We start from the raw sequence: 22,503 nt of genomic DNA on the forward strand, positions 1-22,503 counted from the left end.
GTACTGCCTATCGCCGGTAAGGAGGCACCAGGCCATGAGCGAGAACCCGCTGCAGTTGATCGTCCACCGCATGACATGGGAGGCCGAGGGCGTACTGTCCGTCGAGCTTGCCCACCTCGACGGCAAACCCCTGCCCGCCTGGACGCCCGGCGCCCATATCGACGTGCACGTCGGCGGCCAGATCCGCCAGTACAGCCTGTGCGGCGACCCGCACGACCAGGGTGCGTACCGGATCGGCGTCCTCAACGAGCCTTCCTCACGCGGCGGTTCGCGCCACGTGCACACGAAGCTGCGCCCCGGCCAGTCCGTCACGGTCTCCGAACCGCGCAACCACTTCGCCCTGGAGGACGCCGGCTCGTACGTCTTCGTCGCCGGCGGCATCGGGATCACCCCCCTCCTCGCGATGGCCCGCGAGGCTGCCCGCCGGGGCGCCGAGTGGCGCATGGTCTACGGCGGACGGAGCCGGGCCTCGATGGCCTTCACCTCCGAACTCGCCCTGCTCGGCGGCGATGTGACGCTCGTCCCGCAGGACGAGCTGGGCCACATCGACCTGGACGCGGTGCTCACCGGGCTGCCCGACGGCGCGCTCGTGTACTCGTGCGGACCCGAACCCCTCCTCGCGGCCGTGGAGGAACGAGCCCCGGAAGGCCGACTGCGACTGGAGCGGTTCGCCGCGCCCACCGTGGAACGCACCGAAGGAGACGAGGAGTTCGAGGTCGAGTGCCGCACCTCGGGCCTGACGCTCAGAGTCGGCGCCGACACATCGATCCTCGACGCCGCGGAGAGCGCCGGGCTCAGCGTGAACAGCTCCTGCCGCGACGGCATCTGCGGGTCCTGCGAGACCCGGGTGCTCGACGGCACGCCCGACCACCGCGACTTCCTGCTCAGCGAGGCGGAGCAGAGCGCCGGCGCCACCATGATGATCTGCGTCTCGCGGTGCGCCTCCGGCCGGCTCGTCCTCGATCTGTGACCCTTCCCCCCCGCCTTCTCAGGAGAGAACGTGACCGACACCTGGCCGTACCTGGACGTCCACCAGTCCCGTACGCACGAGCCCACGCCGTACGAGTACAAGCTCGCCGCCACCCTCGAAGAGGTCTTCACCCAGGAGGGCCACGAGCTGGCCGACGTGGTGCGCGGCCTCAACGCCCGCAAGGTGCACACCGCCGACGGCACGCCGTGGACCGAGGAGTCCTTCCGCGCCGAGATGAACCGACTGGGAGCCTGACATGACGCTGTCGTCCACCGCCACCGCGGACCGCATCTACGCCACCGGTCTGCGCAACCAGTGGCATCCCGTCGTCCCCTCGCACTTCGTCGCCCCCGGCGCGATGCGCAAGGTGACCGCGCTCGGCGAGCAGTGGCTGCTGTTCCGCCGCTCCGACGGAGCGCTCTCCATGCTCGCCGACCGCTGCCCGCACCGCGGAGCGCCCCTGTCGCTGGGCAAGCACCTCGGCGACCGGGTGGCCTGCTGGTACCACGGCGTCGAGGTCGGCTCCGACGGCACGGTGACCTCGGTGCCCGGTCTGCCCGGCTGCAACCTGGAGGGCAAGAAGCTGGTCACCTCGCTGCCCGTGCGCGAGGTCGGCGGCGCGATCCTCGCCTATTTCGGCGACGAGGAGCACCCCGAGCCGGCGGAGCTCACGCTCCCCGAGCCGCTGACGGACCCGGCGGTGGACGCGTTCCTCTGCTACGCCGAGTGGGACGTGCCGTGGCGCTACGCCGTGGAGAACCTGCTCGACCCCATGCACGGCGCCTTCCTCCACCACGAGTCGCACACCATGTTCGCCGGTGACACGACCGCCAAGTTCCGCATCCGGGAGACCGAGCGCGGCTACTTCTTCGAGAAGACCGACCAGCGGGGCGTCAACTTCGACTGGGTCGAGCTGTGCCGTACGGGCGTCGACTGGGTCGACCTGTCCATCCCGTACCCGCCGTCGGCCGGCCCGGGCGGACCGTTCGGGATCGTGGGCATGGTCTGCCCCGTCGACGAGCAGCGCTCCGGTGTCTTCTTCTGGCGCTACCGCCGCGTCGAGGACTGGCAGCGCGCGTCCTGGCGCTTCCTGTACAGGACGCTCATCGAGAAGCGGCACTGGGAGGTCCTGGAACAGGACCGCGTGATGCTGGAGGCGATGCCCGCCGACGCCGACCAGCGGGAGAACCTGTACCAACACGATCTGGGCGTGGTGCGGCTGCGCAGGCTCTACCGCGCGGAGGCCGAGGCTCAGGCGTCGTCCGGCACCTGAGCCGCCGGTCGCTCGGCTCTCACCCGCCCGGACGAGTCGTTCGGCGTCCAGCGGCGATCCGCGATCGCCCGGAAGGGCGACCGCGACGAGGCTGAAGCACCAGGCCCGGGCCCGGACGGAGCTGGTGCCACCCTCGGCCGCGCCGGGCCTTCGTTCTGCGGGGTCGGCCAAGGCTGCCTAGTGTCATGGGATGGAGCACACGGACAGTGCCCGGCCCATCGACCCGGAGGTGCGCGATGCCGGAGCTGTTTATCGGAGGCACGTGGGAAGCCGCTGCCGACGGTCGCACGCGGGAGATCCGCTGCCCGGCGGACGGCACCCTGGTCGCCACCGTGGACGAGGGTGGTCCCAAGGACGCGGCGGCGGCCGTCGCCGCCGCCCGCGAGGCGTTCGACAGCGGGCCGTGGCCCGCCACGCCAGCCGCCGAGCGCGGACGGCTCCTGGTGCGCGTCGCCGATCTGCTGGAACGTGACAAGGCGGCCTTCGCCCGTGCCGAGTCCCTGGACACCGGCAAGCGGCTCGTCGAGTCCGAGTACGACATGGACGACATCGCGGCCTGCTTCCGCTACTTCGGCAATCTGACCGCGTCGGGCGGCGCCGACCGGATCGTCGCCACCGGCAACCCGGAGGCGGACAGCCGGGTGGTGCACGAACCGGTCGGGGTGTGCGCACTGATCACCCCATGGAACTATCCGCTGCTGCAGACCGCGTGGAAGGTCGCACCGGCCCTCGGGGCGGGCAACACGTTCGTACTGAAGCCGAGCGAACTGACCCCGCACACCGCGATCCTGCTGATGCGGCTGCTGACCGAGGCGGGGCTGCCGCCAGGGGTCGGAAACCTGATCCTGGGGACGGGCGCCGAGGCCGGCGCGCCGCTCACCGAGGATCCCCGCGTGGATCTGGTGTCGTTCACCGGCGGTCTGGCCACCGGCCGCCGGATCATGGCGGCGGCAGCGCCAACGGTGAAGAAGGTCGCCCTGGAGCTCGGCGGCAAGAACCCGAACATCGTCTTCGCGGACGCGGACTTCGAGGCGGCTGTCGACTACGCGCTGATGGCCGTCTTCCTGCACTCCGGGCAGGTCTGCTCGGCAGGTGCCCGGCTCCTCGTGGAGGACTCACTGCACGACGCCTTCGTCGACGAGATCGTGGCCCGCGCGCGGGCCATCCCGATGGGCGGCCCGTTCGACGAGAACGCGCGGACGGGGCCGCTGATCTCGGCAGCGCACCGCGACAAGGTGGAGGCGTACGTGGCCGCGGGCCTGGCCGAGGGCGCGGTGCTGCGCTGTGGTGGGGCGCGGCCGACGGAACCGGAACTCGCCGACGGCTACTACTATCCGCCGACCGTGCTTGACGAATGCACGCCCGGGATGTCGGTGGTCCGTGACGAGTCGTTCGGCCCGGTGCTCACGGTCGAGCGGTTCGGCAGTGAGGCCGAGGCCGTCGCAGTCGCCAACGACACCGTGTACGGCCTCGCGGGTGCGGTCTGGTCGCAGGACACCGGCCGCGCACACCGGGTCGCGTCCCGGCTCCGCGCGGGCACCGTGTGGATCAACGACTTCCATCCGTACGTGCCGCAGGCGGAGTGGGGCGGCATGAAGCAGTCCGGCTTCGGTCGTGAACTGGGGCCGGCGGGACTCGCCGAATACCAGGAGACCAAGCACATCTGGCGCAACCTCGCCCCCAAGGCGCAGAGGTGGTTCGAGTGACCGCACAGCCGACAGGCCAGGACCAGCCCGGCGCCGGCGACGGCGCCCCGCACGACGACGACTCGGTGACCGAGCTCGGCTACCGGCCCGAACTGAAGCGCACGCTGGGCAACTTCCACACCTTCGCCGCGGGGATCAGCTACATCTCGATCCTGACCGGCACCTTCCAGCTGTTCTACTTCGGAATCGCCTTCGGCGGCCCGGCGTACTGGTGGTCGTGGCCGATGGTGTTCGTCGGCCAGCTGATGGTGGCACTGTGCTTCTGCGAGCTGGCGGCGCGCTATCCGGTCGCCGGCTCGGTCTACAACTGGGCGAAGAAGATGGGCGGCCCGCACGTGGGCTGGCTCGGCGGCTGGATGATGATGACGGCCACCATGGTGACCCTGTCGGCCGTGGCCCTCGCGTACCAGATCACGCTGCCGCAGATCGACCCCTGGTTCCAGTTCGTCGGTGACGGCAGCGGTGCGAACGACGCCGCGGCCAACGCGGTCCTGCTGGGCTCGGTGCTGATCCTCTTCTCCACAATGGTCAACGCCTTCGGCGTACAGCTGATGGCGCGGATCAACTCGGCGGGCGTCTTCATCGAGCTGATCGCCGCCGTGGCTCTGATCATCTTCTTCGCCGCGCACATCACCCGTGGACCCGCCACGGTGCTCACCGACACGTGGGGCCTGGGCAGCGGGGATCCGCTCGGCTACCTCGGGGCGTTCCTCACCGCGTCACTCGCGTCGGCGTACGTGATGTACGGCTTCGACACGGCCTCCTCGCTCGGCGAGGAGTCCCACAACCCGAGCCGGAACGCGCCGCGCGCGATTCTGCGGGCTCTCATCGCGTCCTTCGTCCTCGGTGGTCTCATCCTGCTGTTCGCGCTGATGGCGGTGCCGGATCTGCAGGCCAAGGAGCTGAGCACAGGCGGCCTGCAGTACGTGGTGCTGGAGACGCTCGGGGCGACGATCGGTGAGATCTTCCTGTGGTGCGTGGTCGTCGCGATCACCGTGTGCGTGCTGGCCGTCCAAGCGGCGGGCATCCGGCTGATGTTCGCGATGGCACGGGACAACAACCTGCCCGCCGGATCGGTTCTCGCCAAGGTGAGCCCGCGCTTTCGGACCCCGGTGATCCCCGCCGTCGTGATCGGCGTGGTGGGTGTGGTCATCCTGGTCATCAACATCAACCAGCCGCAGATCTTCTCGGTGATCACCAGCATCGCGATCATCATGATCTATGTGGCGTACCTCCTGGTCACCGTCCCGATGCTGATCCAGCGACTGCGGGGGAACTGGAAACCCCGCGAGGGAGCCTTCTCGCTCGGCCGTTTCGGACTGCCGATCAACATCCTGGCGGTGCTGTGGGGCGCCGCCATGTCCCTGAACCTGGCCTGGCCCCGTGCCGATGTCTACAACGCGACCGGGCCCCAGCACTGGTACCTGCGCTGGGGTGCGTTCCTGTTCGTCGGCATCGTGGCGCTCGGCGGCTTCGCCTACTACTGGTTCGTGCAGCGGCACCGCACGGGCGTGCTGGCCGAACACCGCGCCGACGCCCCCTGACCCACGCCCCTTCCCCCGCCACGGGGACATCCCGCACTGGAGAGACCATGCCCGCACAGCCCTCTGAGGCCGAGTTCGACTACGTGGTGGTCGGCGGGGGCACCGCCGGGGCCGTCGTCGCGGCCCGCCTGTCGGAGGATCCCGGTGTCAGCGTCTGCCTGCTGGAGGCGGGCCCGTCCGACGAGGGCGACGAGAACATCCTGCGGCTGGACCGGTGGATGGCGCTGCTGGAGTCCGGTTACGACTGGGACTACCCGGTGGAGCCGCAGGAGAACGGCAACAGCTTCATGCGCCACGCCCGTGCCAAGGTGCTCGGCGGCTGCTCGTCGCACAACTCGTGCATCGCCTTCTGGGCGCCGGCCGAGGACCTCGACGAGTGGGGCGCGATGGGGTGCTCGGGCTGGAGCGCGGCCGACTGCTTCCCGCTGTACCAGCGGCTGGAGACCAACGACGGCCCCGGCGACCACCACGGCCGCTCCGGTCCCGTGACGATCCGCTCGGTGCCGCCCCGGGACCCGTGCGGCCGGGCGCTGTTGGCGGCCTGCGCGGCGAGCAGCATCCCGACCGTGCCGTTCAACTCCGGCCGCACGGTGGTGCGCGGAGCGAACTGGTTCCAGATCAACTGCCGCGAGGACGGGACCCGTTCGTCCGCCTCGGTGTCGTATCTGCATCCCGTGATGGGCAAGCGGCCCCATCTGGAGGTACGCACTGGGGTGCAGGCGAGGCGGTTGCTCTTCGACGGCGCGCGCTGCTCGGGTGTGGAGTACCTGCAGCCGGACGCCGTGCATGTCGACTCCGTACGGGCGCGGCGCGAGGTGATCGTCTCCTGCGGGGCGATCGACTCGCCGAAGCTGCTGATGCTGTCGGGCATCGGACCCGCCGCCCATCTGCGCGACAACGGGGTGGAGGTACGGGTGGATTCCCCCGGTGTCGGCTCACACCTCCAGGACCATCCCGAGGGGGTGATCATGTGGGAGGCGAAGCAGCCCATGGTCACCTCGTCCACGCAGTGGTGGGAGATCGGGATCTTCGCGGACACCGAACCGGGTCTTGACCGGCCGGATCTGATGTTCCACTACGGTTCGGTCCCGTTCGACATGAACACCTACCGCCGCGGCTATCCGACCACCGACAACGCCTTCTGCCTGACGCCGAACGTCACCCGCGCCCGCTCCGAGGGCACGGTCCGGTTGCGCAGCCGTGACTTCCGGGACAAGCCGAAGGTCGACCCGCGCTACTTCACCCACGAGCACGACATCCGGGTGATGATCCGCGGACTGCGGCTGGCGCGTGAGATCGCGGCGCATGCGCCGCTCGCCGACTGGAAGGGGGCGGAGCTGGCGCCCGGACCCGACGCCACGACCGACGAGGAGCTTTTCTCCTACATCCGCGAGACGCACAACACGGTCTACCACCCGGCGGGCACTGTACGGATGGGTGCCGAGCGTGACGCCACCTCGCCCCTCGACCCGCAGCTGCGGGTCAAGGGGGTGCAGGGGCTACGGGTGGCGGACGCCTCGGTCATGCCGTTCCTGCCCGCGGTCAATCCGTGCATCACCACGATGATGATCGGCGAGAAGTGTTCGGACATGATCCGGTCCGGACAGTGACCGCGACCCGCTTGCAACGCAGGCCCCGCCGGGGGCCGTACAGCCTGGCGAAATGCTTACAGAAGTGACAGCGACCCGCTATGTCACCCCTCTGCGTGAGGGCGGGTCGCTCCCGGGCATCGTCGAGGCCGACGAAGCTGCGGCCGGATGGCAGAGGCCCCTCGAGGCGTGGCCGCCGACAGCTGGAACTGCTCGGCGGGCGCGGCGGCGGCTCCGCGGAGGTCGCCCAGGGCGCGGTGGTGTCCCCGCCGCCGACCTCAGCGCCCTCCTCGCCGGCCTGCCCCGCCACGACCATGGACAGCGCCCGGTCCAGCCACGCGCGCTCCGCGCTGCGGAACTCCGGAGGGCAGCCGAGCAGAGAGTCCGTACCGGCTGGGATGGACGGACAGTTGTCCGTCCCGCCTTGGTGAGGTGTCGACGGTCTCGCGGGCGGTTCGAGGGAAGAGTGGTCAGACGTGGGGCAGGGAGAAGGGGACATGCCCAGTGGCACGACCGGTGGTGTCGAGGAGTCGGCCCATGCGTTTGCGGGAGTGGAGAAACACGGTGCGGTCACTGACCTTCAGATTCGGGAAGCGTTCCGCGAGCTGTGCTTCGAAGGGGTCGATGGCGTGCAGGCCGCGGAGCCAGACCATCACGAGCAGGTTGTCGGAGCCGCTGACGGACACGGCGAGGCGGACCTCCTCCATCCGCGCCAGCGCGTTGCCCGTGGCTTCGAGGTGGGTGTGGGGGACCGCTGTGCGGTAGAGCACTACCGCCGAGAGCCCCGCGAGGGGATGCGCCAGGTCGCAGCGGAAGGTGATGTCACCGTCCCGGATCATCCGCTGGAGCCGGCGGCGGGCGGTGTGTTCGCTCATCCCGGCCGCCGCCCCGAGGTCGGTGTAGCCGAGGCGTCCGTCGACGCCGAGAGCCGCCAGCAGGGCTTGGTCCTCCGGCGTGGACGGGTGGTGCATGTGGGCGCTGTACACGGTCGGGCGTGAGGTGCGCGGAGTGGAGAGCTCCGCGTGCCCGGCGGGCTCCATGGCCCGCATCCGCCAGTCGCCGCCCTCGCTGTAGAGGGTGATGCCGAGCCGCGTACGGGTGGACCGTACCCCGTCCAGACCGCCGATCAGGCCGTGGACCGAGCGGCCGAGGGCGGGCAGGTCGGCGGCGGCGACCGACGCCAGGAGATCGAAGTCGCCCGCGGCCTCGTCGACGCTGAAGACCCAGGGCATCTCAGCCAGGGCGATGCTGACCGATTCGAGCGCCCGCGGCCGGCACCTCACCTCGATGTAGGCGACCGTGGCCGACTTCGCCGCGTCGTACGCGGTGACCCAGGCCAGACCGCTCGCGCGCAGTCGTTCCCAGCGGCGGGCCGCCGTGGTCGCGTCCACGCCGAGTGCGCGGCCGATCCGGGACCACGGCGCCCGGGGGGCGGCCTGTAGAGCGTCGACGAGAGCCAGGTCCAGTTCGGAGAAGTGGACGGCCGCATCCAGGCCGCGGGAATCGGGCGTCACGGCTCTTCCCGAGATGTTTTCCTGCAAATCTTCATGGATTTCGGTCACAGACCGGATCGTAGGGGCACTTCCGGCCGATGCTCAGTTTCGGCCATGGCGATGAGGAGTGCCACGTGTCTGCTCCGTCCCCGCAGTCCGCCCGGAAAACCGTCCGGATCACGATCGTCCTGTTGTTCGCCGCCTGGCTGGTCGACTACGCCGACCGGCTCGTCATCAACCTTGTCCTGCCTTTGCTCGGTGCCGAGTTCGACCTGAGCCGAGGGCAGCAGGGTCTGATCGTCTCGGTGTTCTTCCTCGCCTACGCCCTCGCCCAGATACCCGGCGGGATGCTCGCCGACCGGTACGGAGCGAAGCGGATCACGCTCTGGGCCCTGCTGGCCTGGTCCGTGTTCACCGCTCTGACCGGCTTCGCCTGGTCGTTCGCCGTCCTGCTCGTCATGCGGTTCGCGTTCGGCGCCGCCGAAGGCATCTTCCCGCCCGCCTCGCTGAAGGTCCTCGTCGAGCGGACCACGCCGGAGGAACGGATGGGCGCCAACGGCCTGATCATGAGCTCCAACGCCGTCGCCGGCGTCCTCACCCCGCTCCTCGTCGCTCCCCTGATCGCCGCCTTCGGCTGGCGCTCGGCGTTCTTCTCGACGGCGGCGCTCGGTGTCTTCGTCCTGGTGGCGGTACGGATGTGGCTCCCCGCGCCGCTGTCCCGCACGGAGCCGGAGACCCGTACCGCCCGCCTGGGCGTGGGCGGCGTTCTGAGGCTGGGCGTGATCTGGCGCTTCAGCACCATGATGTTCGGCTACAGCGCGATCGTCTGGGGCCTCAACACCTGGGTTCCCTCCTACATCAGCGAAGAGCACGGAGTCCCGCTCTCCTCGGCCGGAGCCCTCGTGGCGATCCCTGCCCTTGCCGCAGCCGGGGCGATCGTCGTCGGCGGCCGGGTTTCGGACCGGCTCGGCGGCCATCACCGCAAGGTGCTCGTGCCCAGCATGACGGTGGCCGCCGCCGCGCTGCTCCTCATGTCCTTCTCGCCCTCGCTCACCGGTTTCGTCGTCTTCGGCACGCTCGCCTCCATCGCCGTCTCCCTCTGCTACATGCCCATCCTCGCCGTCCCGCTGAGCGGACTGGCACCGGAGTACGTCGGCGTGGGCAGCGCGGTGATCGTCTTCGGCGGCCAGGTGGCAGGCATGGTCGCCCCGCCCGTCATCGGCATGCTCGCCGACGCCTTCTCCTTCCAGGTGGCCTTCGCCTCCCTGGTGCTCGGCGCCGTCATCGCCACCGCGATGGCCCTCCTGACCCCACAGGACGCCGCCTCCTTCCGGACCGCCACCGGCGTGTCCGACCCCGCGCCCGCAAAGGAGTACTCATGACCGCCGCCTCCGTGACGCGCCTGCTGTCCGGTTTCCCGGACCGGCTGCCCGGCCTGCGCTCCGTCTACGAGGACCTGCACGCCCATCCCGAGCTGTCCTTCCAGGAATTCCGCACCGCCGAAGTCGTCGCCGACCGGCTGCGAAAGCAGGGCTGGGAGGTCACCGAGGGCGTCGGGGGCACCGGCGTCGTCGGGATCCTGGCCAACGGCGAGGGCTCCGTGGTCCTGCTCCGCGCCGACATGGACGGGCTCCCGGTCCAGGAGCGGACGGGACTGCCGTACGCCTCCCACGAGACCGCCGTCGACGGCGAGGGCAACGAGGTGCCCGTGATGCACGCCTGTGGCCACGACATGCACGTCACCTGTCTCCTCGGCGCGACCGCCCAACTCGCCGCCAGTCGTGCGGAATGGCGCGGTACGGTCGTCGCCGTGTTCCAGCCCGCCGAGGAGGTCGGCGGGGCACTGACGATGATCGAGGACGGCTTCCTGGAGCGTTTCCCGCGCGCCGACGTCTGCCTGGGCCAGCATGTGGCCCCCGCCCCCGTCGGGTTCGTCGGCACCCGGCCCGGACCGGTGATGGCCGCCTCCGACAGCCTGCGCGTCCGCCTCTTCGGCCGCGGAGGCCACGGGTCCACCCCCGAGACCACCGTCGACCCGATCGTCATGGCCGCCGCGGTCGTCATGCGGCTGCAGACGGTCGTCTCCCGGGAGGTGGGGGCGGCACAGACCGCCGTGGTGACCGTCGGCTCGCTGCACTCGGGCACCAAGGAGAACATCATCCCCGACACCGCCGACCTGCGGATCAACGTCCGCTCCACGACTCCCGCGGTGCGGGACCGGGTCCTGGCGGCTGTCGAACGGATCGTGCGCGCCGAAGCAGCCGCCTCAGGCGCCCCGAAGGACCCCGAGGTCGCTGGGCTCAACTCCTTCCCCGTCACCGTCAATGACGACCGGGCCACCGGCACCGTACTGACCGCGATCGCCGAAGTCCTCGGCCCAGAGCGGGTCTTCACCCTGCCCCAGACCCTCACCGGCAGCGAGGACTTCGGTGTCTTCGGCACGGCCCTCGGCGTTCCCTCGGTCTTCTGGCACTTCGGCGGCGCCGACCCCGCCCTCTTCCAGCACATCGACCCCGAAGCCCTGCTGACGGACGGCCTGCCCGACACGATCCCCGCCAACCACTCCCCGTACTTCGCCCCTGTACCCGACCCCACGATCCGGACCGGCGTGACAGCCCTGCTCGCGGCGGCCACCCCATGGCTGTGCACCGAGGACGACCGAGCCGGCGCCCGTCAGGAGATGTGACGTGCCCCTCGACCCGAACATCGCCTCCTTCCTTCGAAACCTCCCGCGCCCCGACGCCCCGCAGCACGGGGAGGACGAGGTCGCTCGGGCCAGGGCCCGGCTGCGGGCGCTGACCGTCGACCAGTCCGACCCGGGCACGAGGCTCGAGGTCGCGGCGGTGACCTCCACCGTGCCGGCCGGGTTCGTCCCCGCTCGCGTCTACCGTCCGCACGCCGTGACGCCCGTGCCGACGGTGGTGTACCTGCACGGCGGTGGCTGGGTGCTCGGCGACCTCGACACCCATGACGTCCACGCCCGAACCCTGTGCAACGACCTCGACGCCGTCGTCGTGAGCGTCGACTACCGGCTCGCGCCCGAGCACCGCTTCCCCGCCGCCGTCCACGACGCGTACACCGCCCTCACCTGGGTCGCCCAGCGCCCGGAAGACTTCGGCGGCGACGCCTCCCGGCTGGTCGTCGCCGGGGACAGCGCCGGGGCCACCCTGTCAGCCGTCTGCGCACAGCGGGCCCACGCCGAGGGGCTGGACCTCGCCGCCCAACTACTGGTCTACCCCAGTACGGACATGGCCGGCGCGTACGCGTCGCGGGTCGAGAACGGCGAGGGCTACTTCCTCACCACCGCGGAGCTGCACTGGTTCTTCGAGCAGTACCTCGGAGTGAGCCACCCGGATCCCGCAGCCGCGGAGTTCGGCTCCGACCCGCGGGTCGCGCCCCTGCGTGCCGAGAACCTGGCCGGTCTCGCTCCGGCCGTCGTGGCCACCGCGGAGTACGACCCGCTGCGCGACGAGGGAGACGCGTACGCCGAAGCACTGCGCCGCGCCGGTGTACGTGTCGAGCACCGGCGGTTCGACGGTCTCGTCCACGGCTTCTACGGCATGGACCATCTCAGCCCCGTCGCCGCCGAGGCGACGGCCTGGATCAACACCGCCCTCAAACGGCTGATCGGCTGAGACCCGCCCGTACCGCCACGAGACCACCCCCGTTCTCCTCCACCCGGAAAGGGTTCCGCATGAACGCGTACGACTCCAGCAACGATCTCGCCTACCTCAGCGCCACCGCGGCACGACGGCTCTTCGAGGCACGCGAGCTGTCTCCGGTCGAGCTGATGCGCGCGGTCATCGAGCGCGCGGAGCAGACCGAGCCGCTCGTCAACGCCTTCACCGAGCAGCTCTTCGACCAGGCACTCGAAGAGGCCCGGCACGCCGAGGACCGCTTCCTCGGCAAAGGCGGCCTGACACCGCGCCCGCTGGAAGGCATCCCCGTCGCCACCAAGGAGAAGCATGCCATCGCCGGGCGCTCCCTCACCGAGGGCTCGCTCGTCAACGTCAGCAACACCGCCACCGAGAACGCCCCGGTGATCGACCGCATCCTGGACGCCGGCGGCATCATCCACGCCCGCACCGCCACTCCCGAGTTCTCCATCGCCACCTTCACGCACAGCCGCCTGTGGGGGATCACCCGCAACCCATGGAATCCCCAGTTCACCCCCGGCGGCTCGTCCGGCGGCGCGGGTGCCTCCCTCGCGGCCGGCACCGCACTGCTCGCCTCCGCCTCCGACATCGGCGGCTCCACCCGCATTCCCGCCGCCTTCACCGGCACCGTCGGCTACAAGGCCCCCTACGGCCGGATTCCCGGCGTCGCACCGCTGTCCGCCGACCACTACCGCGGCGACGGCCCCATGGCACGGACCGTGGACGACTGCGTCACCTTCGCCAACGTCCTGGCCGGCCCCGACCCGCGCGACCACGTGTCGCTGCGCCCGAAGCTCGTCCTGCCGACCGAGTACGACACGGTCGCGGGGATGCGCATCGCGCTGTGCGTCCGCCTGGGCGCGTACGACGTCCACCCGGAGGTCGAGGCCAACACCCGCGAGGTCGCCCGCGCCCTCACCGACGCGGGCGCGGACGTCGAGGAGATCGAACTCCCGTGGACCAAGGGCGACATCCTCATCAGCCTCGCGGCGCACTTCTCCACCATCTTCGGCGCCCTCGTCTCCGAGATCGAAGCGAATCACCGGGACCGGATGTCGGCCTACGCGGCAGCCTTCGCGGACACCATGGCCGTCGCCCGTGAGAGCGTTACCTACCTCGACGGCCTGCGCGTCGAGACCCGACTGCAGCGCGAGCTGGGCGAGGCGATGGCGCCCTTCGACGCACTCATCTGCCCGACGACGGCCGTCCCGGGCCTGCCCGCCGGCGACGACCTCCTGGACCGCCTGGTGGTCAACGGCGAGGACCACGGCGAGCCCCTGTGGGCGACGATGACCGTCCCCTTCAACATCAACAACCGCTGTCCCGTCCTCAACGTCCCCAGCGGCCACTCCAGCTGGGGCCTGCCCACGGGCATCCAGATCGTCGGCCACACCTACGACGACCCGACCGTCTTCCGCATCGGCAAGGCCCTGGAACAGCTCCGTCCCTTCAGCTACACGCCAGACCACAGGCCGATCGTCGAGTCGGCGACCTTGTAAGGTCGTGAGCCGGTCAGGGCTCCCAGCGCAGATTTCGCCCCACTGGCCAGCCGAACCGTTGGCTCATCGTTCTCGTGACGAGATGCTCGCGCTCCCGCCGCGGCGCCGCTTCCGCAAGGACGCCGTGCTGATCGTGGTCGGCACCCTGGCGCCGACCCGCGATCACACCGTGGCTGAACAGCCGAAGAACTATCGGTACTCGACGAACCATCAGGTGGTCGTGGACGCCGACACCCGGCTGGTGGTCGTGCTCGTCCGGCCACTGCCGGGCAACCGCAATGACTACCGGGCCTGGGCCGAGTCCGGCGTGAAGGAAGCCGTCGGGAAGACCATAACGATCGCCGACGGCGGCTACCGCGGAACGGGACTGGTCATCCCTCACCGCCGTCGCAGCGGGGGCGAAGAGCTCCCCGACTGGAAGCAGGCGCACGACAAGAGCCACAGGCAGGTCCGGGCCCTTGTCGAGCACGTCCTTGCCCGCATGAAGACCAGGAAGATCTTGCGCGACTGCCGCCTCCGCGGCGACGGCGTGCACCACGCGATGCGCGGCATAGCCCGCCTGCACAACCTGAACCTCGCCGGACAGGCGAACCGGTCACCCTGCGGCCGTTGACATGAGCTGCCGGTGAACGAGCCGACCCACGCCGGACCCGAGGTCATTTCGTCTGCTGGCGGGCCTGCTTCACCTCGCGGTCGACAGCCCAGGCGTCAGCGACCGGCCCGAGGTGGCCGAGCTTGTCGGGGTTGATCACCGAGCGGATGGTCTGGATCTGCCCATCGAGCACATCGAGGGCCAAGATGTGGAGCACCTTGCCGTCCCGGTCGCGGAAGATCGCTCCAGGCTGGCCGTTGAGCTCGTGCGGCTCGAAGGACACGTCGATCCGGGCCATCCGGGGGAAGACCGAGGCGAGCAGCCGGGCCACGTTCTCGGCACCGATGACGGCCCTGGCCAGCTGCGGGGCCTTGCCGCCGCCGTCCCCGACCATCGACACGTCGGCGGCGAGCAGATCCCGCAGGCCGACGACATCGCCTTCGCGGAGGGCGTCGAAGAATCGCGTTGCCAGCTCCTGCCGTTCCTGACGGTCCGCTACGAACCGGGGCCGTCCGGCCTGCATGTGCCGCCGCGCCCGTACCAGCAGCTGCCGGCACGCCGCCTCCGACCGCTCCACCGCCGAGGCGACCTCGTCGAAGCCGAAGCCGAACACCTCCCGCAGCACGAACACCGACCGCTCCAGCGGGCTGAGCCGCTCCAGGAGCAGCAGCGCCGCCATCGACACAGAGTCGGCCAGTTCCGCTGAGCGTGCCGGATCCTGATAGGGATCGGTGAGCAGCGGCTCGGGGAACCACGGCCCGACGTACTCCTCCCGCCTCACCCGTGCGGAGCGCAGCACGTCGATCGAGATCCGCGTCACCGTGGCGGACAAGAAGGCCTTGGTCGACGTGGGCCGGGTCGCCGAGCTGTCGAAGCGCAGCCAGGTCTCCTGTACCGCGTCCTCGGCCTCACCCACGCTGCCCAGAATCCGGTACGCGATCGAGAACAGCAGCGGCCGCAGCTCCTCGAACTCCTCGACCTTGCTCACGCCGACTCCCCCTCGCAGTCCTCCCGTCCGCCGTACTCTTCGGCGCGGGCATCTTCTGGTGATCATCTGGTCCACCGGCGGCGCAGAGCAAGGCCCCATGGGCCCGGAGCCCGCGGCCCGGGCCCGCCGGTGACGACGACCGTTTCAGTGGAACTGCCCGACCTCGTAGTCGCCGGCCGGCTGCTGGGTGATGACGTTCAGCCGGTTCACCGCGTTCATGAAGGACACCAACATCACCAGGGCCGTGAGCTGCTCCTCGTCGTAGTGCTCGCCGGCACGCGCCCAGACCTCGTCGCTGACCCCGCCGGCCGCGTCCGCGACCCGGGTCCCCTGCTCCGCCAGCTCCAGCGCGACGCGTTCCGCCTCGGTGAAGACCGTGGCCTCCCGCCACGCCGCAACCAGGTTCAGCCGCACCGGGGCCTCCCCGGCGGCGGCGGCCTCCTTCGTGTGCATGTCGATGCAGACGGCGCAGCCGTTGATCTGGCTCACGCGCAGCGCCACCAACTCCTGCGTCGCGGCCGGCAGCGGAGATTCCTTGAGCGCCTTGCCCGCCGACATGAAGTACTTGAGGGCCTTGTCGGGGTTCGGGCTGGCGAAGTAGTTCAGTCGCGCGTCCATCGTGTGCTCCTCCGTGGTCGTCAGTGGCTACACCCCCTGAGACGAGGTAGCCCGACGCCCTGTGACACGGACGCGTGTGACCCACGTCTCCTGCTGCTGGGGTGTTCGGAGACGCACAGGCGGGATTGCTGTCTCGTCAGTGGTGCGGGCAATCCCCGATCAAGGAGCTGATGATGAACCTCACGCTGCGGATCACTGTTGGCCCCTGCCTGACTGGACGGCAGTGCCAAGATGTTCGTGCCCAAGGAGAAGACGGCCGGCATGGGCACCGCCACCCGATGGGTCGAGGACTCCAGCCCCGGCGCCCTCCAGGCCATCAGCGCTTTGAGTCGCCTCATCGGGCACGTCGACTCCTCCGGTGGCCGTCGCGCAGGCGGACAAGTAGGCGAGCTCCCCGGGCTCCTCGGTCCGGACGGTGGTAGTTCGGCTACCGTCGGCATGCCGTCGTGCAGATGGGGTCCGGCGCGGGATGGATCCATCAGGCCCTGCCTGCCGTGGCAGGCGATGTGTGCCCAGGCGTGCGAGGTCGGAGCGGCGCGGACAGCGTCGCGAGTGGCGTTCGGTCCGTCAAGTACCCATCCCTGAAGGCTCCCTCCTCAGCGGAGGCCGCACGCGTCGCGGGCCGGTCGAGGACTTCCCCTCGCTGCTCCCCGGGCACGTGCGGCACGATCCGGACGCCGGCGCGGCGCCGGAGGAACCTGGTGACGCAAGGCGGGGCAGACGCTCGCGATTCCGCGGGCGGTGCACAGAGTGTCCCGGCGCTCACTGGTGTGGGCGGCGGCCATGATGCGGCCCCGACCTCTTGGTCCAGTACTCCGAGATCCAGGCGCCGGCCACCGCAGCTTGGAGGAGGGGCGGCGCGCCCCCCGCCCCAGCAAGTGGCCGCCCGCAGCAGCCACAAGAGGCGCGCACGAATGCCGCGTCCCGCCGACCTGAGCCATTTGAAGCCTCCGGAGGCGGCGGACGACGACACCGAGCTGGACGACGCATGCTCTACGGCCCCGCACGGCCGCACAGGTGATGCGGCCCCGCACGGCCGCACAGGTGATGCGGCCTGGACAGCGTTGCGGTTCCCCCACACACGGGTTCATCCGGTGTGCTCGGCGGAGCTACTCGTGTGGAGCGCCTCCCGGAGTGAGGCGGGGCCCGCGTCCGCCGCGGCCCCAGCACTCTGCCTCGTCTACACCCTGGAGCCCAGGAAAGGGGGTGTCAGGGGGCGGTGGATCAGGGTCCTGCGAGGTGTGGTTCGGGGTGGTTGGGCGGGGCGGTGGTGGCGTGGTTCTCGGGGTTCCCAGTGCGTAAGCAGGACCGCCGCGAGCATCGGGCCGCAGGTCAGGAGTATGAATGTCATGACCTGGCCGCCGCCCGAGGTGGGCCCTGCCGGGCCGGCTGCTGCGCCGTGCGTGGTGCCGCGTTCAGGAGGTGCTGAACGGCCTGGGAGCGGTTTGCGAGTCTGAGGCGTCGTCCGTGCCGGGGCCACCAGTCGAGGACGGCGAGGAAGCCGGAGTCGCAGAAGGTGACCCGGGAGGTGTCCAGCACGAGGCCGGTGTAGCCGCCTTCGGCTGCCGAGGCCAGGAGCGCCCGCAGCGGGGCGGCACCGTAGTGGTCGATCTCCCCGGTGAGGTGGAGGACCAGGGTGGTGCCGAGGGTGGTGCGGGAGCGAACGAGTATGACGCCGGGCGCGGTGTCCGCGCCCGAGTCGTGCATGAGAGGAGGGGTGGGGGTCGTGAGAGGGGAGGGCAGTATCCGGGTGGTGCTTGAGGTATTCACGTCTCCATCAACGGCCTTCGCCTGATGCCGGGGAACGAGGCACGCGGCGCGTTCACCCCATGTGACCAGCATCGATCCCGGCAAGGGGGAAAGATTCCACCCGGATGAGGCAGTCAAACGTACGGGAGGTGATCGATGTCCCAGGCCCTGCTTCACCTCTCCCGGGCAGGGCGCAGGAGGTGCCACGCGCACCGGCGGTACGGGCGCCGCCGTGGGGGCCGAGGTTCTCGGTGGTTGCCCCCTCGGACCGCGGATCTGCCTTCTCGGTCGGACCTGTGGGCGCCGGGTGGGGTGGGGCGGGCCGGAGCAGGCTGAGGGCCACGGAACCGGCGAGGACGATGACGATGACCGCGAGGCTGACCGGTGAAGGAATCTCCGGGATGCTCGTGCTGATCGTCCCTATCGCTCCCCGGTACGATCGCTCGGCCTTATGGGGCAGGGGCGCTGCGCTGCTCGCTGAGGTTCGGATCGAAGCCGCCTCGCCCGTGGCCTGGGGGTGCCCGATCCGGCGAGTGCCGCCGGCACCGGGCAGTGCGACGGTTGGTGCCGGGTCGTAGGCTGCGGCCATGACCCAGAAGATCCAGACTTCGGCGCCCCGCGACGCTTTCGACCTGCTCATGGCCGGTAACCAGCGCTTCGTTGCCGGCACCTCTGAGCACCCGAACCAGGACGCGGCCCGCCGCACCGAGACCGCACCCGCCCAGCAGCCCTTCGCCGTGCTGTTCGGATGCTCCGACTCCCGGCTGGCCGCCGAGATCATCTTCGACCGCGGTCTGGGCGACCTGTTCGTGGTCCGCACTGCCGGACATGTCGCCGGGACGGAAGTGCTCGGTTCCATAGAGTTCGGAGTGAGCGTTCTCAACGCGCCGCTCGTCGTCGTCCTCGGCCACGACTCGTGCGGCGCCGTCGCCGCGGCCTGCTCCGCTCTCAAGGACGGGCAGACGCCGGGCGGCTTCGTCCGGGACGTGGTCGAGCGGGTGACCCCGAGCGTGCTGGCAGCCCGCGCCGCCGGACGCGAGACGCCCGAGGAGATCCTGGCCGAGCACATCGAGCACACCGTAGACCTGCTGCTGGAACGCTCCCGCATCCTGGCCGAGCGGGTGGCCGACGGCCGCCTCGGCGTCGTGGGGCTCTCCTACCGCTTGACCGACGGCAGCGCACAGCTTGTCGCGGCCCGCGGCCTGGACGCGGGGGTTCCCACCGCGTCCTGACCGCCCCCGGTCACGCCACGGCCGACCGCGCGCCCGGCCCAACGGCTTTTGAGGGAGCGTTGTGAAAGTCGACCCGTGCCATCACAGCTAGCTTGATCGCTGCCCCGAAGATTGATCACCAACTGGTTCGTGCCACCGGATCTGAGCCAGTGGGAGCCGATGGAATGCTTGCGTTGACGGAGGTCGCCGACGACCCGCCGGCCGACTACCGCCCCGAAGGACGGTTTCCACGTCCTTCGGCACACCTACGCCTCGATCATGTTGGAACCGGAGAGTCCGTCGTGGCCCTGGCTCGGTGGCTCGGACACTGCTCGCCGGCGATCACCCTCGGTTACTATGCTCACTTCATGCCGGAAGCCGGCAGCAAGGGGCGCGGCACCATCGACGGTCTGCTTGGGGAGCGGGGAGACCGGCTCGCCGGCCGAAACTCCCCAGATTCTCCCCAGCGCCGTTGACCGGTGATTCCTGCCTCTACGCCCCGGAGAAGTTGGCCGTGGATTGTAAGGCTGAAGAGATGGGTGGCCTGGGAAAGTGTTGGAAGAGGTCGTAGCGACCCGCTATGTCACGCCTTTGCGTGAGGGCGGCTCGCTCCCCGGGATCGTCGAGGCCGACGACCTCGGCACGTACGTCATGAAGTTCACCGGCGCCGGGCAGGGGCGCAAGACACTCGTCGCCGAGGTGATCTGCGGGCAGCTCGCCCGCCGGCTCGGGCTGCGTGTGCCCGAGCTCGTCGCCATCGGGCTCGACCCCGTCATCGGGCTCTCCGAGCCCGACCAGGAGGTCCAGGAGCTGCTGAAGGCGAGTGGCGGGCTCAACCTCGGGATGGACTACCTTCCCGGCTCGCTGGGCTTCGACCCGCTGGCGTACGAGGTGGACCCGAAGGAGGCGGGGAAGGTCGTCTGGTTCGACGCGGTGATCAACAACGTCGACCGGTCCTGGCGCAACCCGAACATGCTGGTCTGGCACGGCGACCTGTGGCTGATCGACCACGGCGCCACGATGATCTGGCACCACAACTGGCGGGGCGCCCAGGCCTCCGCCGCGAAGCCGTACGACGCCTCCGACCACGCCCTCGCGCCCTTCTCGCCGGACGTCGCCGCCGCGGCGGCCGAGCTGGCCCCCCTGGTGACACGGGAGCTGCTCGAGGAGGTCGCCGCCGACGTCCCCGACGAGTGGCTCGTGGACGAGCCCGGTTTCGAGAGCACCGACGCGCTGCGCGCCGCGTACGTGGAGGCGCTGCTGCCGCGCGCCGCGACCATCCACGAGCGGATCACCCTCGGACCGCGGGTCGAGCGCGGGCCGGCGCAGCCGCCCGGCTGGCTCGCCGAACGTCTCGCCCCCCGGCCGCACTCCGCCCAGAAGGACCGCACCACGTGACCGACCGCGATGTCTTCGAGTACGCGCTGCTGCGCGTCGTGCCACGCGTCGAGCGCGGCGAGTTCTTCAACGCGGGCGTGGTGGTCTACTGCCGGGCGAAATCCTTCGTCGCCGCCCGCACCCACCTCGACGAGGCCAAGCTCAGGGTGCTCGACCCCGGTGCCGACGTGACCGGCGTCCGGGCCGCGCTGCACGCGGTCGAGGGGGTCTGCCTGGGCGGTGAGGACGCCGGCCAGGCGGCCCGTGACGACGCCGGACGGCGCTTCCGCTGGCTGATCGCGCCCCGCTCCACGGTCGTCCAGCCGGGCCCGGTGCACACCGGTCTGACGGCCGACCCGGAGGCCGAGGTCGAAAGACTGCTCGATCTGCTGGTGCGCTGAGCGCCGTCCGGTGTGGCGCGGAGTGACGCTGTGCACCCGGTGGGCCGTTGACACCGGGTGCCAGGGCTTCTAGCGTCTCGTCTGCGGAAGGTACTAAGCGGTCGCTCATGTGTGGGACGCACCGTGCGGGCCGCATCCATGGATGATCCAAGGGCGAGGAGAACCAGCATGTCGACCACCGAGCAGCGCGTAGCCGTCGTCACCGGCGCGGCGCGGGGCATTGGCGCCGCGACCGCGGTACGGCTGGCCGCGGAGGGCCGCGCCGTCGCCGTACTCGACCTCGACGAGGCGGCCTGCAAGGACACCGTCGAGAAGATCAAGGCCGCCGGTGGCACCGCCATCGCCGTCGGCTGCGACGTCTCCGACAGCGCTCAGGTGGAGGCCGCCGTCGCGCGCGTCGCCGCCGAGCTCGGCGCCCCGACGATCCTCGTCAACAACGCCGGCGTGCTCCGCGACAACCTGCTGTTCAAGATGAGCGAGTCCGACTGGGACATGGTCATGAACGTGCACCTCAAGGGCGCGTTCCTGATGGCCAAGGCGTGCCAGAAGCACATGGTGGACGCGGGCTTCGGCCGGATCGTCTCGCTCTCCTCGTCCTCCGCGCTCGGCAACCGCGGCCAGGCGAACTACTCGGCCGTCAAGGCCGGTCTGCAGGGCTTCACCAAGACCCTCGCCAAGGAACTCGGCAAGTTCAACATCACGGCGAACGCCGTCGCCCCGGGCTTCATCGTCACCGAGATGACCGCGCAGACCGCCGAGCGTGTCGGCATGGGCTTCGAGGACTTCCAGGCCGCGGCCGCCTCCATGATTCCGGTGCAGCGCGTCGGCAAGCCCGAGGACATCGCCAACGCCATCGCCTTCTTCACGGGTGACGACGCCGGCTTCGTCTCCGGCCAGGTCCTGTACGTGGCCGGCGGCCCGCTCAACTGACGCTTCGAGCGGGAAGAAGGAGACGTACATGAGCACGAAGGAACTGCCCGCGCTTTCCGGCAAGGTCGCTCTGGTCACCGGCGCCAGCCGGGGCATCGGCTACGGCGTCGCCGAGGCGCTGGTCGCCCGCGGCGACCGTGTGTGCATCACCGGCCGGGGCGAGGAGGCCCTCAAGGAGGCCGTCGAGCGCCTCGGAGCCGACCGGGTCATCGCCGTGCCCGGCAAGGCCCACGACGAGGCCCACCAGGCCGCTGCGGTCGATGCCACGATGGAGGCGTTCGGCCGGGTCGACTTCCTGGTGAACAACGCCGGGACGAACCCGGTCTTCGGACCGATCGCCGAACTGGACCTGAACGTCGCCCGCAAGGTCTACGAGACGAATGTGATCTCGGCGCTGGGGTTCGCCCAGCTGACCTGGCGCGCCTGGCAGAAGGATCATGGCGGCGCGATCGTGAACATCGCCTCGATCGCCGGCATCTCCGCCTCGCCGTTCATCGGCGCGTACGGGATGAGCAAGGCGGCCATGGTCAATCTGACCCTCCAGCTGGCGCACGAATTCGCGCCGGTGGTGCGGGTCAACGCGATCGCCCCGGCCGTCGTCAAGACCAAGTTCGCCCAGGCCCTCTACGAGGGTCGGGAGGCCGAGGCGGCGGCCGCGTACCCGCTCGGCCGGCTGGGGGTCCCGGAGGACATCGGTGGCGCGGCCGCGTTCCTCACCTCCGACCAGTCGGACTGGATCACCGGCCAGACGCTGGTGGTCGACGGGGGTCTTTTCCTCAACTCCGGCGTCGAGTGACCGATAACCGGACACTTTCCTGAATTCCTGACCGGTTTGACCCCGGTTAATCGTTGAATGCCTCAAGTGCCCCGTCAGGGTCGAACATTGACCTGGCGGGGCGCTGCGGTA

General features: G+C 70.3%; 19 protein-coding genes and 3 pseudogenes. 18 read left to right on the top strand and 4 right to left on the bottom strand.

Annotated features, from left to right (window positions below):
• The first annotated feature begins 34 nt into the window (after positions 1-34).
• The 7 genes and pseudogenes from ACZ561_RS00225 to ACZ561_RS00255 form a co-directional block, all read left to right on the top strand.
• Positions 35-970, top strand: coding sequence for a PDR/VanB family oxidoreductase (locus ACZ561_RS00225; RefSeq protein WP_470987627.1), 936 nt, complete (start codon positions 35-37; stop codon positions 968-970).
• 30 nt (positions 971-1,000) lie between these two features.
• A complete protein-coding gene (locus tag ACZ561_RS00230) occupies positions 1,001-1,225 on the top strand; it encodes a recombinase-like helix-turn-helix domain-containing protein (protein ID WP_376432545.1) in 225 nt (74 codons plus the stop codon).
• Position 1,226: 1 nt separating this feature from the next.
• On the top strand, positions 1,227-2,243 hold the full coding sequence (locus ACZ561_RS00235; protein WP_470987629.1) for a Rieske 2Fe-2S domain-containing protein: 1,017 nt from the start codon (positions 1,227-1,229) through the stop codon (positions 2,241-2,243).
• A gap of 236 nt (positions 2,244-2,479) precedes the next feature.
• The gene (locus tag ACZ561_RS00240) at positions 2,480-3,949 is read left to right on the top strand and encodes an aldehyde dehydrogenase family protein (RefSeq protein WP_470987631.1); all 1,470 of its coding nucleotides are present in this window, start codon (positions 2,480-2,482) and stop codon (positions 3,947-3,949) included.
• Positions 3,950-4,014: 65 nt separating this feature from the next.
• Positions 4,015-5,493, top strand: coding sequence for an APC family permease (locus ACZ561_RS00245; RefSeq protein ID WP_470989981.1), 1,479 nt, complete (start codon positions 4,015-4,017; stop codon positions 5,491-5,493).
• A 47-nt stretch (positions 5,494-5,540) separates the two neighbouring features.
• On the top strand, positions 5,541-7,103 hold the full coding sequence (locus tag ACZ561_RS00250) for a GMC family oxidoreductase (protein ID WP_470987634.1): 1,563 nt from the start codon (positions 5,541-5,543) through the stop codon (positions 7,101-7,103).
• Between the two features lie 52 nt (positions 7,104-7,155).
• Positions 7,156-7,239: pseudogene (locus ACZ561_RS00255) on the top strand (HipA family kinase); the annotation flags it as partial.
• A gap of 313 nt (positions 7,240-7,552) precedes the next feature.
• Here ACZ561_RS00255 and ACZ561_RS00260 read toward each other — a convergent pair.
• Positions 7,553-8,596: an Lrp/AsnC family transcriptional regulator gene (locus ACZ561_RS00260; protein ID WP_470987636.1), complete on the bottom strand. Its 1,044-nt coding sequence runs from the start codon at positions 8,594-8,596 to the stop codon at positions 7,553-7,555.
• 113 nt (positions 8,597-8,709) lie between these two features.
• Between ACZ561_RS00260 and ACZ561_RS00265 the strand changes: the two genes are divergently transcribed.
• From ACZ561_RS00265 to ACZ561_RS00285, 5 genes and pseudogenes are all read left to right on the top strand, one after another.
• Entirely contained in the window at positions 8,710-9,957 is a 1,248-nt protein-coding gene (locus ACZ561_RS00265) for an MFS transporter (protein WP_470987639.1), read from the top strand.
• Positions 9,954-11,261, top strand: coding sequence for an amidohydrolase (locus ACZ561_RS00270; protein WP_470987642.1), 1,308 nt, complete (start codon positions 9,954-9,956; stop codon positions 11,259-11,261). Before ACZ561_RS00265 ends, ACZ561_RS00270 begins: the two co-directional genes overlap by 4 nt.
• Before the next feature lies 1 nt (position 11,262).
• Positions 11,263-12,210 (top strand): alpha/beta hydrolase, encoded by a 948-nt coding sequence (locus ACZ561_RS00275; protein ID WP_470987645.1) that lies wholly within the window; start codon positions 11,263-11,265, stop codon positions 12,208-12,210.
• A 59-nt stretch (positions 12,211-12,269) separates the two neighbouring features.
• On the top strand, positions 12,270-13,730 hold the full coding sequence (locus tag ACZ561_RS00280; protein ID WP_470987648.1) for an amidase: 1,461 nt from the start codon (positions 12,270-12,272) through the stop codon (positions 13,728-13,730).
• Positions 13,731-13,812: 82 nt separating this feature from the next.
• Positions 13,813-14,343: pseudogene (locus ACZ561_RS00285) on the top strand (transposase); the annotation flags it as partial.
• Between the two features lie 43 nt (positions 14,344-14,386).
• Here the strand turns inward: ACZ561_RS00285 and ACZ561_RS00290 are convergent.
• The 3 genes from ACZ561_RS00290 to ACZ561_RS00300 all read right to left on the bottom strand — a co-directional run bounded on the left by ACZ561_RS00290 (position 14,387) and on the right by ACZ561_RS00300 (position 17,635).
• Positions 14,387-15,310: an RNA polymerase sigma-70 factor gene (locus tag ACZ561_RS00290; protein ID WP_470987651.1), complete on the bottom strand. Its 924-nt coding sequence runs from the start codon at positions 15,308-15,310 to the stop codon at positions 14,387-14,389.
• Positions 15,311-15,454: 144 nt separating this feature from the next.
• Positions 15,455-15,928 carry a carboxymuconolactone decarboxylase family protein gene (locus ACZ561_RS00295; RefSeq protein WP_470987654.1) on the bottom strand — a complete coding sequence of 158 codons (474 nt, stop codon included), beginning with the start codon at positions 15,926-15,928 and terminating at the stop codon, positions 15,455-15,457.
• 1,347 nt (positions 15,929-17,275) lie between these two features.
• Positions 17,276-17,635 (bottom strand): STAS domain-containing protein, encoded by a 360-nt coding sequence (locus ACZ561_RS00300; protein WP_470987657.1) that lies wholly within the window; start codon positions 17,633-17,635, stop codon positions 17,276-17,278.
• A gap of 629 nt (positions 17,636-18,264) precedes the next feature.
• On the opposite strand from ACZ561_RS00300, the gene ACZ561_RS00305 reads away from it, so the two are divergent.
• The 6 genes and pseudogenes from ACZ561_RS00305 (at position 18,265) to ACZ561_RS00330 (ending at position 22,392) form a co-directional block, all read left to right on the top strand.
• Positions 18,265-18,909, top strand: a complete 645-nt coding sequence (locus ACZ561_RS00305) for a carbonic anhydrase (RefSeq protein ID WP_470987660.1) — start codon at positions 18,265-18,267, stop codon at positions 18,907-18,909.
• Positions 18,910-19,119: 210 nt separating this feature from the next.
• A pseudogene (locus tag ACZ561_RS00310) lies at positions 19,120-19,364 on the top strand (tyrosine-type recombinase/integrase); the annotation flags it as partial.
• Between the two features lie 79 nt (positions 19,365-19,443).
• Positions 19,444-20,286 (top strand): HipA family kinase, encoded by an 843-nt coding sequence (locus tag ACZ561_RS00315; RefSeq protein WP_470987663.1) that lies wholly within the window; start codon positions 19,444-19,446, stop codon positions 20,284-20,286.
• The gene (locus ACZ561_RS00320) at positions 20,283-20,666 is read left to right on the top strand and encodes a DUF3037 domain-containing protein (RefSeq protein ID WP_470987666.1); all 384 of its coding nucleotides are present in this window, start codon (positions 20,283-20,285) and stop codon (positions 20,664-20,666) included. The genes ACZ561_RS00315 and ACZ561_RS00320 overlap by 4 nt, the downstream gene beginning before the upstream one ends.
• Before the next feature lie 168 nt (positions 20,667-20,834).
• Positions 20,835-21,596, top strand: a complete 762-nt coding sequence (fabG, locus tag ACZ561_RS00325; protein WP_470987668.1) for a 3-oxoacyl-ACP reductase FabG — start codon at positions 20,835-20,837, stop codon at positions 21,594-21,596.
• 28 nt (positions 21,597-21,624) lie between these two features.
• Positions 21,625-22,392 carry an SDR family oxidoreductase gene (locus tag ACZ561_RS00330; protein ID WP_470987670.1) on the top strand — a complete coding sequence of 256 codons (768 nt, stop codon included), beginning with the start codon at positions 21,625-21,627 and terminating at the stop codon, positions 22,390-22,392.
• Positions 22,393-22,503 lie beyond the last annotated feature (111 nt).

The sequence above is a fragment of the Streptomyces sp. NPDC039609 genome (assembly GCF_055596705.1).

What these genes read in the sequence shown, in the direction of transcription:
- ACZ561_RS00225 (WP_470987627.1), top strand. Translation starts at nt 35, where the DNA reads ATGAGCGAGAACCCGCTGCAGTTGATCGTCCACCGCATGACATGGGAG.
- ACZ561_RS00235 (WP_470987629.1), top strand. Translation starts at nt 1,227, where the DNA reads ATGACGCTGTCGTCCACCGCCACCGCGGACCGCATCTACGCCACCGGT.
- ACZ561_RS00240 (WP_470987631.1), top strand. Translation starts at nt 2,480, where the DNA reads ATGCCGGAGCTGTTTATCGGAGGCACGTGGGAAGCCGCTGCCGACGGT.
- ACZ561_RS00250 (WP_470987634.1), top strand. Translation starts at nt 5,541, where the DNA reads ATGCCCGCACAGCCCTCTGAGGCCGAGTTCGACTACGTGGTGGTCGGC.
- ACZ561_RS00270 (WP_470987642.1), top strand. Translation starts at nt 9,954, where the DNA reads ATGACCGCCGCCTCCGTGACGCGCCTGCTGTCCGGTTTCCCGGACCGG.
- ACZ561_RS00280 (WP_470987648.1), top strand. Translation starts at nt 12,270, where the DNA reads ATGAACGCGTACGACTCCAGCAACGATCTCGCCTACCTCAGCGCCACC.
- ACZ561_RS00295 (WP_470987654.1), bottom strand. Translation starts at nt 15,928, where the DNA reads ATGGACGCGCGACTGAACTACTTCGCCAGCCCGAACCCCGACAAGGCC.
- ACZ561_RS00300 (WP_470987657.1), bottom strand. Translation starts at nt 17,635, where the DNA reads ATGCACGACTCGGGCGCGGACACCGCGCCCGGCGTCATACTCGTTCGC.
- ACZ561_RS00305 (WP_470987660.1), top strand. Translation starts at nt 18,265, where the DNA reads ATGACCCAGAAGATCCAGACTTCGGCGCCCCGCGACGCTTTCGACCTG.
- fabG (WP_470987668.1), top strand. Translation starts at nt 20,835, where the DNA reads ATGTCGACCACCGAGCAGCGCGTAGCCGTCGTCACCGGCGCGGCGCGG.
- ACZ561_RS00330 (WP_470987670.1), top strand. Translation starts at nt 21,625, where the DNA reads ATGAGCACGAAGGAACTGCCCGCGCTTTCCGGCAAGGTCGCTCTGGTC.